The sequence below is a fragment of the Trichocoleus desertorum AS-A10 genome (assembly GCF_039962155.1).
Lineage (GTDB): Bacteria > Cyanobacteriota > Cyanobacteriia > FACHB-46 > FACHB-46 > Trichocoleus.
Genome location: NZ_JAMPKN010000121.1, coordinates 1 through 3,277, shown reverse-complemented (window position 1 = coordinate 3,277; position 3,277 = coordinate 1). Strand labels below are relative to the sequence as shown.

The following is a 3,277-nucleotide window of genomic DNA, read 5'->3' as shown; positions in this document are numbered from 1 at the left end:
CGGGTCACCGAGTCATAAGGTTGTCGTGATCTGTAACTGAGAGCAACTGTCTCTCCATCATCAGCACCCGACAAACTTCTGTCGTGACCTCGTCTATACAGTGTCGTCTAATAAACGTGACTCCAGCGAAATGGGAGCAACGGAAATCGAGCAGTTTCTTAGCTACTTGGCAATGCAGGAACACGTTGCTGCTTCGACTCAGAATCAGGCACTCAGTGCCTTGCTATTTCTCTACCGTGCAGCCTTCAGCTATAGCTCCGACAACGTCAGTGGCGACTGACTGAACAGAAACTCTTTTGCATTGTGTTGGAAATTAGCGATCGCACCTCTTGATTTTCAGGTTTGCGAGGGGATGCTATGAGCTTTTGAGAAGCATTGTCGAAAATAAGTAATGGCGTATTTTTTGTAATATGTCTCAAACTATTGTTAGCTCAAGCGATCGCAATCCAAACAATGCCGAATTCACTCAAATTCGGCATTGTTGCTAGCTATTAACGGCAAAAGTAAGCGTCGACAAGCAACACCGAAACGAAGCGTAGAATTTCTTGCTCGTCCGCTTCACTGCCGTGTTATCTTGATTTCGCCTCGGATCGCCCTTAGCCACTGCTCCTCAATTGATCTAGCGTGGAAGGGGTGATTCAGGTGTAAGGCATGTTTAACGAGTGAGAGGTTCAGCTTGCAGGTCTTTAGCTTTCGCTTGCTGTTTTTCGAGTTGGCGTTGCTGCCGCTCACGATCTGCGGTGGTTTCTGGAACTAGCTTTTCTAGTGCCCGTGCAATGATTGGTAGAAAACCGATGATAGCAACAACGCCAATGCCATTAAATAGCATTTGAGCATTCGCAACCTGCCGTCCAACATCATCACCAGAAATTGATTGAGTTAGTTGAGCCAACTGTGGAGCTAAAAAGATTCCTAGAACGGCACTACTAAGGTTAAAGAAGAGGTGAAATAAACCCGTTCGCAACGCAGCACTACCCCGTCCGATCGTAGCAACCAGAGTATCAGCGCAGGTTCCAACTTCTGCACCCAGCATAATTGCAATTCCGGCGGGCAAAGCAATCAAACCGGAGCCTGCTAGCGTCACTACGATTGCTACGGTGGCTGAAGAAGATTGAATAATCACCGTAAAAATAGCTCCTAGCAAAGCTCCTAAAACAGGATTACGACCCAGACTCTCCATCAAGTTTAAGAACGGTTCGTAATCTCGAAACGGCTCCATTGCTGAGTCAATCGCTTCAAGTCCATAAAACATCAATCCAAACCCAAGCAAAACGATGCCAAGAGATTTAATACGAGCCGTTTTGCCTAAGAAGAATACCAATAGTCCGCTAAACATCAAAATAGGAACATACAGTTCGATATTGAGAGAAATAATTTGTGCTCCGACCGCTGTACCAATATTGGAACCCAACACAACCCCAAGGGATTGTACAAAAGTAAGAATGCTGGCGCTTACCATCGCAATCACCAGAATGATCGTGACGGATGATGATTCCAAGAATGTTGTGGCGACAATTCCGGTTGCAACCCCTGCAAAGCGGTTTGTAGTGAATTTGCTGAGGAGGCGTTTCATCCGTTCTTCCCCCACGTCTTCTAGTCCCTCAGCTAGGCGCGTAACGCCATAAATAAACAACACTAGACCCGCGATCGCGCCCATTGCCATCTTGAAGAAATCGATCGCTTCTTCCTCACCTTCCCCTTGTTCCTCCGGGCTTAAAGGAAGCTTAGGTTGTTGAGAATCGCTAGACTCAGGCTCCTTGCTTTCAGGTTGATTTGTCTGAGCATTGACGCTAGATGTGATAGTAGGTGAGCCTAAAAATGAAACTTGAGTAAGAAACGCAGGTGGAAAGATAAATAATGTTGTAACTAAAAGTACAAGACTCAAATAGCTGAACAGTTTTCGATTCAATTTCTTTAAGATCAACATGTTTGTCTCTCAATTAATCTTGTAAACGTGCGCACGAAACTGCTTCCAGTAGTGCGATGTAAGCACACTTAGAATAGGTTGATAGTCTTGTTCTGCTCTCTTCTAAAAGACGTAAATCAATTATTTTTATAAGAAAAATTACATTTTTACATTATATTTAAGAGACTTAACTTTTTCTAAAACTAAACTTAATTAATAATTAACTAATAATTCATTTACTTAGAAGTAAAAGAAAAATTAAATCAGTTCTTAATCCTTCTTTTGTTACTTTGATAAGAGTAAAGTAATCAGCTGCAATCAAGCTACTTTTAGTGCTAGTACGTTTGGTCCTTTCAACCCTGGCCTTGGCAACAGGCGAAAGGTATCCATCCAATTCATTAACTGCTCCAACCCATAGATCAGTTCAGGGATAGAAAAAACTTGTAACCAAGGCTCTAACCACCCCCAACAGCAATATGGTTGCAGTAGGAGTCGCAGATTATTCAAAGCACTCTTCCAGGTCATTCCTAACTCCCAAAAGGGATGCTGCTTAAACGGCAACAAAGGAGATGAAGAAACGGTGGCATTCTCACCTTTGAGTTGTGGGGAATGCTGAAAGGCATCAGCATGCAGACTAACCAACAGGTAAGCGCTAAAAACGAGCTCCCACCAGCGTTCGATACTGCTGTACTCCGTCAAACGATAATCATGCCATCCCAACTCATTCTTGACCTGCTTAAATCCATACTCAATCTATGTTCTCAGCGTGTATTGGCGACCTACACTCAGAAGGACATCCCCGGCTAAGTTAGTCATGATAAACCAACTGTCTGCCCTGTCTGGGTGGTCAGTGCTGCCTTTCGTGATTTGGTAGTAGCGGATAGGTCGCCGCTGGCCAAAGATGATTTCGCGGATATAACGACGTTGCGTGGGACGTTCAGCTAGAGGCTGGTCATAGGCGTGCCGACGGTTATAGCGTACCCGTTGTCCCTTCGGCATCAGCACCCCATGATTGGAGCGAATCGCCACAATGTAAGGAAGCTGGAACTGACGCAAGATGGGTTTGGCTATCGATTAGGTTAATTGGTAACGCCACAAGGTAGTCAGCAGCTTCTTCAAGGGCTGCTTTTTACACCTCCACAAGTACCATCTGAATTGAAAACGAAGCCACCCACCTGTATTTTATTTTCTCACGTAGAGAATAGAGTAATTAAGAGCCTATAAACTGACGAGCGATTGCACTATTCATAGCGAAACGTGGAAGATGACCTAGAGGAGCTACTCGCTCAACAAGCTCAAACAATCGCCAAGCTCAAGAAAATATTGGGTCAGATTCGTAGTCTTCTAAGCCTATTTCAAGACCTGAAGCAA

General features: G+C 44.4%; 2 protein-coding genes and 1 pseudogene. 1 reads left to right on the top strand and 2 read right to left on the bottom strand.

Annotation, left to right across the window (positions count from 1 at the left end; translation table 11 throughout):
* The first annotated feature begins 100 nt into the window (after window positions 1–100).
* Window positions 101–280 carry a phage integrase N-terminal SAM-like domain-containing protein gene (locus NDA01_RS31645; protein WP_431193619.1) on the top strand — a complete coding sequence of 60 codons (180 nt, stop codon included), beginning with the start codon at window positions 101–103 and terminating at the stop codon, window positions 278–280.
* Between the two features lie 375 nt (window positions 281–655).
* On the opposite strand, the gene NDA01_RS31640 is transcribed toward NDA01_RS31645, so the two are convergent.
* Window positions 656–1,927 (bottom strand): Na/Pi cotransporter family protein, encoded by a 1,272-nt coding sequence (locus NDA01_RS31640; RefSeq protein ID WP_348231178.1) that lies wholly within the window; start codon window positions 1,925–1,927, stop codon window positions 656–658.
* 297 nt (window positions 1,928–2,224) lie between these two features.
* Window positions 2,225–2,962: pseudogene (locus tag NDA01_RS32200) on the bottom strand (transposase family protein); the annotation flags it as partial.
* Window positions 2,963–3,277 lie beyond the last annotated feature (315 nt).